The sequence below is a fragment of the Methyloglobulus sp. genome (genome assembly GCF_046714055.1).
In the GTDB taxonomy this organism is placed as follows: Bacteria; Pseudomonadota; Gammaproteobacteria; order Methylococcales; family Methylomonadaceae; genus Methyloglobulus.
Genome location: NZ_JBKKBJ010000193.1, coordinates 1 through 4,736, shown reverse-complemented (window position 1 = coordinate 4,736; position 4,736 = coordinate 1). Strand labels below are relative to the sequence as shown.

Sequence of the window (4,736 nt, the reverse complement as noted above, 5' to 3'; positions counted from 1 at the left end):
GCCGTCGTTTGACCAAAGGAACTCAACAAGTAATCGCTATATATTTCTAATAGTTCTGTATTCATCCTTATAGTTTACTTTAACTATAGGTGCGTAACATCAGTTACTCATAACAGTATTATTTCTGTCTGTTGCTAACAGCAGATGCCTATGCCCAGTGAGGAAGGGTGTTTTTAGCGGTTCTTTTCAGGAAAGTTAAGCAAAAAAATCGCAGGCTAAAAAAATAGCGCTGGGGGAGTGGGGGATCAAACATATCAGGAGGGTTCAATGCTTGTGGGGGACATGACAAGTGGCATGTTTGAGTTAAGCCGGGGGTTAAAACGAGTGCTTAAGTAGCTACAAATAACGTGAAGGCAAAACAACAAATGTGCTGGAATGGAAGCCCTGATGATTTATAATGATCATCAGGGTTTACAGCCATTCAGCTAAAATCGCTTGTTAAGTTAATCTTTTAGGAGGTAAAAACAAAAAATAAGCAGTTTAGTTGATAGTATATGGCAGTATTAATTTGTTAACAATACAGCAATTAATTGATAGTTTCTTAAAGGGAAACTATTCTGTTTAATCCTAAGTTACCCTACAACAGCCAAACAATCGCGCTAAGCGTTTGTTGTCCAAAACACAGTTTAATTGTTATACTCGTAGGGTGTAGTCTACCATCCCTGTGGCATAAGAAATTCTGGTTTGTACGTATGATTGATGCGAGATGTGTAGTAGGGAGCCTCAATACCCTTTCCCACTGGGGCAACTTGGACAGGTATATTGCTCCTGCAATATTTGCATTCACCACATCCATGTGGCTTAGTAATGCGGAACAGTTGCCGAGAGGTCTAGGAAACCGTCTGAAAAGCGTAGCGAGCGGGTGTCAGGCGGGGGAGGCCGGAGCGCAGGAACCGGAGCATACATGGAGTATGTGAGGATTCCGAGCGCCGCCCACCCCGTATCACGCTTGCGCAGTAGCTTTTCAGATGGTTTCTAAGGGTATAGAGCGTGATCTTATACCCTCACCCCAACCTTCTCGGCAACTGCTCCTGCGTTGCCCTACTTACCTACATCCTTGTAGGCATCCCGATGGGGGAAGGTGACTTTTGAATTTTTAGAGGTTCTCTTAGGCGAACTTATCAACCCGTGTAGAAAAATATGACAGTTAAACATTCCAGGCCTACATCACCCCATTTACAGATCTATAAATTACCGCTTACTGGCATTATGTCCATTTCACACCGCATTACGGGTGTCCTGTTGTCCGCAGGACTGCTGCTTGTTGTCTGTATTTTTTATGCGATTTCACAAGGCGAGAACTCTTATGCAGCCATGCAAAGCGTGGCTAATTTCTGGTTTGTAAAATTAATGTATTGGGGTTTTATTTACGCGCTGTTCTTTCATTTATGCCATGGTCTTCGGCATCTAATTTGGGATTTTGGTGAGGGCTTCGAACCAAGTCTGCTGGATAAATATGCCAAAATTGAACTGGTAGCGGCGTTTATTCTCACTCTAGCCACATGGATTTTCATTTGATTAAGCCTATGATTAATAAAATAGCGGTATTTGGAAACAGCGCCGCAAAATCGGCAACCCGGCACTGGTTGATGCAGCGTATTACGGCGTTGGCCTTGGTTCCTTTATCCTTCCAGCTGATCGTTTTTCTTGATCTGTGCATAAATGCCCCTTATCAGCAAACAGTGGACTGGTTGAAGTCGCCCTTGAATACGATGTGTATCGACGCTTGGTTGCTTGCCGTCTTCTACCATGCTGCCATGGGCTTACAAGTTGTCATCGAGGACTATGTTGCAGACCAGGGACTTCAAGCCATGTTAATCAAGGCGATTAACCTAGGTTTTCTATTTTTAGCAGTTGCGTCATTATTTTTTATGTTTCGCATCATTTAACCCACAACGCAGACAAGGTTAACAGGAAGATTCATGGCTGGAGCATATAACATTACCGAACACGAATATGACGTAATCGTGGTCGGCGCGGGCGGCGCTGGTTTACGCGCGACGCTAGGGATGGCTGAAAAAGGTTTGCGTACGGCCTGTATCAGCAAGGTCTTCCCCACACGTAGCCATACGGTCGCGGCGCAAGGCGGTATCAGCGCCGCGCTGGGCAATATGGGCGAAGATGATTGGCGTTTCCACATGTACGATACCGTCAAAGGATCGGATTGGCTAGGCGACCAGGATGCCATCGAATACATGTGCAAGGAAGCCATTCCGGCAATTATAGAACTCGAACACTACGGTGTGCCGTTTTCCAGGACAGCGGAAGGCAAAATTTATCAACGTGCGTTTGGCGGCATGACGACCCATTATGGAAAAGGGCAAGCCCAGCGCACCTGTGCAGCCGCAGATAAAACCGGCCATGCCATTTTGCACACCTTATACCAACAATCTTTAAAGCACCAAGCCTTGTTCTTTGTTGAATACATCGTGTTGGACTTGATTATGGAGGAGGGCGAGTGCCGTGGTGTGCTGGCCTGGTGCCTGGACGACGGTTCGATACATTTATTTAAAGCCCACGTAACCGTCTTGGCAACGGGGGGGTATGGACGTACTTACTTTTCCTGCACGTCCGCGCATACGGTCACGGGTGATGGCAATGCGATGGCGTTACGTGCGGGTTTGCCCTTGCAGGATATGGAATTCATTCAGTTTCATCCGACCGGGATTTATGGCTCAGGCTGTTTAATCACAGAAGGCGCAAGAGGTGAGGGCGGCTACCTAACCAATTCCGAAGGGGAACGGTTCATGGAGCGTTATGCGCCTTCTGCGAAAGATCTGGCCTCGCGCGATGTGGTTAGCCGTGCCATTCAGGTTGAGCTTAACCAAGGCCGTGGACTGGGGGAACATAAAGACTACGTTCATCTGCACATTGAGCACCTTGATCCCGCCGTAATTCATGAACGCTTGCCTGGAATTGCAGAGACCTCAAAAATATTCGCCGGGGTCGATGTCACCAAAGACCCAATTCCCGTGCTGCCCACGGTACATTATAATATGGGCGGTATCCCGACCAACTATAAGGCCGAAGTCGTAACATTCGCAGACGGCAACCCGGATAAAGTCATCCCAGGGTTGATGTCCATAGGTGAAGCGGCATGTGTCTCTGTGCATGGGGCAAACCGATTGGGTTCCAACTCCCTGCTTGACCTTATTGTGTTTGGCCGTTCTGCCGCTATCCGTTGTTCTGAACTCATCAAGCCCAAAACGAAGCACAAGCCTTTGCCGAAAAACGCCTGCGATAAGGCACTTGCCCGCTTTGATAAGTTCCGCCATGCCAATGGCAATCATCCTACCGCAGAGATTCGATTGAATATGCAAAAAACCATGCAAAGCAAAGCCGCCGTATTCCGAACCCAAAAGACCATGGACGAAGGTATATTAGCTATGAAGGATGCCATGCAATCATTGAACGACGTAAAAGTGACAGACAGGTCGTTGATCTGGAACACTGATCTGGTGGAAACGCTGGAACTGGACAATTTGCTGAGTCAAGCGATGGTGTCGATAAGTGCTGCCAGCAATCGCCAGGAAAGCAGGGGCGGCCATGCGCGGGAAGACTACCCCAAGCGCGACGATGTCAATTGGATGAAACATACTTTAACTTGGTTGAACGATGATAAGGTCACGTTCGGCTATCGCCCCGTGCATTTGTACACCTTGACGGATGAAGTCGAGGTGGTCATGCCTAAAGAGAGGGTCTACTAATGGCTGAATTCACGCTACCAAAAAATTCTGTCGTGGCTAAAGGCAAAACCTTTAAGGCACCAGAAGGTACAAAAAACATCCGCCGTTTTGAAATTTACCGCTGGGATCCAGACACGGGTGAAAACCCGCGCATCGATGTTTATGAACTGGATGCCGACCTGTGCGGGACTAAAGTGCTGGATGCCATTATCACAATCAAAAATGAAATTGACAGCACTTTGACGTTCAGGCGTTCCTGTCGGGAAGGGGTGTGCGGTTCCTGTGCCATGAATGTCAACGGCAAGAACACGCTGGCCTGCACCAAGGCGATCAATGATTATCCCGATACGATCAAAATATACCCGCTGCCGCATTTGCAGGTCGTCAAAGATTTAGTGCCGGACATGACCCATTTTTATGCCCAATATGCCGAAATCAAGCCTTGGCTGATCAACGACTCACCACCACCTAAAAAAGGCGGCACGGATTCCCTATCCGTTGCCGCACTCCCAGCATCCATGCCGGTCGAACGCTTACAGAGCAAGGCTGACCGCGACAAGCTGGACGGTTTGTATGACTGCGTATTATGCGCCTGTTGTTCCACCGGTTGTCCCAGCTATTGGTGGAATGGCGACCGTTACCTGGGGCCTGCGGTGTTGTTGCAAGCCTATCGCTGGCTAGTCGATAGCCGCGACGAGGCCACCGAAGAGCGGCTTGACCAGCTAGACGATGCCTTTAAACTGTACCGTTGCCATACCATCATGAACTGCACCGATACCTGTCCTAAAGGGCTGAATCCCGCCAAAGCCATCGCGGAAACCAAAAAACTCCTGGTCAATCGAAAAGCTTAAGTGGCAATAACCGATATGAACGAGCTGGCTAAATTAAAGTGGCAATGTCGGCGAGGTTCTTTAGAGCTGGATTTGTTGTTGAACCGCTATCTTGAGACCCGCTATCCGGTCGCTAGTGAAGAAGAAAAAGCGCGTTTTGTTGAAATGCTTAAACTGGATGATTCGGAGTTATTGGGGCAATGTGATGCTAATTGGTGAA

Annotated in this window: 5 protein-coding genes and 1 other RNA gene; 5 read left to right on the top strand and 1 reads right to left on the bottom strand. The window is 48.0% G+C overall.

Annotated elements, in window-relative coordinates:
- Nucleotides 1-840: 840 nt before the first annotated feature.
- A non-coding RNA gene (locus ACLQ6D_RS11505) (sX9 sRNA) lies at nt 841-915 on the bottom strand.
- Between the two features lie 225 nt (nt 916-1,140).
- Here ACLQ6D_RS11505 and sdhC point away from each other — a divergent pair.
- From sdhC to ACLQ6D_RS11480, 5 genes are read left to right on the top strand one after another with little or no spacing between them, the layout of a single operon-like run.
- Entirely contained in the window at nt 1,141-1,518 is a 378-nt protein-coding gene (gene sdhC, locus ACLQ6D_RS11500) for a succinate dehydrogenase, cytochrome b556 subunit (protein ID WP_411727427.1), read from the top strand.
- 8 nt (nt 1,519-1,526) lie between these two features.
- Nucleotides 1,527-1,889, top strand: coding sequence for a succinate dehydrogenase, hydrophobic membrane anchor protein (sdhD, locus tag ACLQ6D_RS11495; RefSeq protein WP_411727426.1), 363 nt, complete (start codon nt 1,527-1,529; stop codon nt 1,887-1,889).
- Between the two features lie 33 nt (nt 1,890-1,922).
- Entirely contained in the window at nt 1,923-3,707 is a 1,785-nt protein-coding gene (gene sdhA / locus ACLQ6D_RS11490) for a succinate dehydrogenase flavoprotein subunit (RefSeq protein ID WP_411727425.1), read from the top strand.
- Nucleotides 3,707-4,537 (top strand): succinate dehydrogenase iron-sulfur subunit, encoded by an 831-nt coding sequence (locus ACLQ6D_RS11485; RefSeq protein WP_411727424.1) that lies wholly within the window; start codon nt 3,707-3,709, stop codon nt 4,535-4,537. The genes sdhA and ACLQ6D_RS11485 overlap by 1 nt, the downstream gene beginning before the upstream one ends.
- Before the next feature lie 15 nt (nt 4,538-4,552).
- Nucleotides 4,553-4,735 (top strand): succinate dehydrogenase assembly factor 2, encoded by a 183-nt coding sequence (locus ACLQ6D_RS11480; RefSeq protein WP_411726973.1) that lies wholly within the window; start codon nt 4,553-4,555, stop codon nt 4,733-4,735.
- Nucleotide 4,736 lies beyond the last annotated feature (1 nt).

Excerpts from the sequence above, each read along its gene's own strand:
- ACLQ6D_RS11485 (WP_411727424.1), top strand. The coding sequence starts at position 3,707 with ATGGCTGAATTCACGCTACCAAAAAATTCTGTCGTGGCTAAAGGCAAA.
- ACLQ6D_RS11480 (WP_411726973.1), top strand. The coding sequence starts at position 4,553 with ATGAACGAGCTGGCTAAATTAAAGTGGCAATGTCGGCGAGGTTCTTTA.
- sdhA (WP_411727425.1), top strand. The coding sequence starts at position 1,923 with ATGGCTGGAGCATATAACATTACCGAACACGAATATGACGTAATCGTG.
- sdhD (WP_411727426.1), top strand. The coding sequence starts at position 1,527 with ATGATTAATAAAATAGCGGTATTTGGAAACAGCGCCGCAAAATCGGCA.
- sdhC (WP_411727427.1), top strand. The coding sequence starts at position 1,141 with ATGACAGTTAAACATTCCAGGCCTACATCACCCCATTTACAGATCTAT.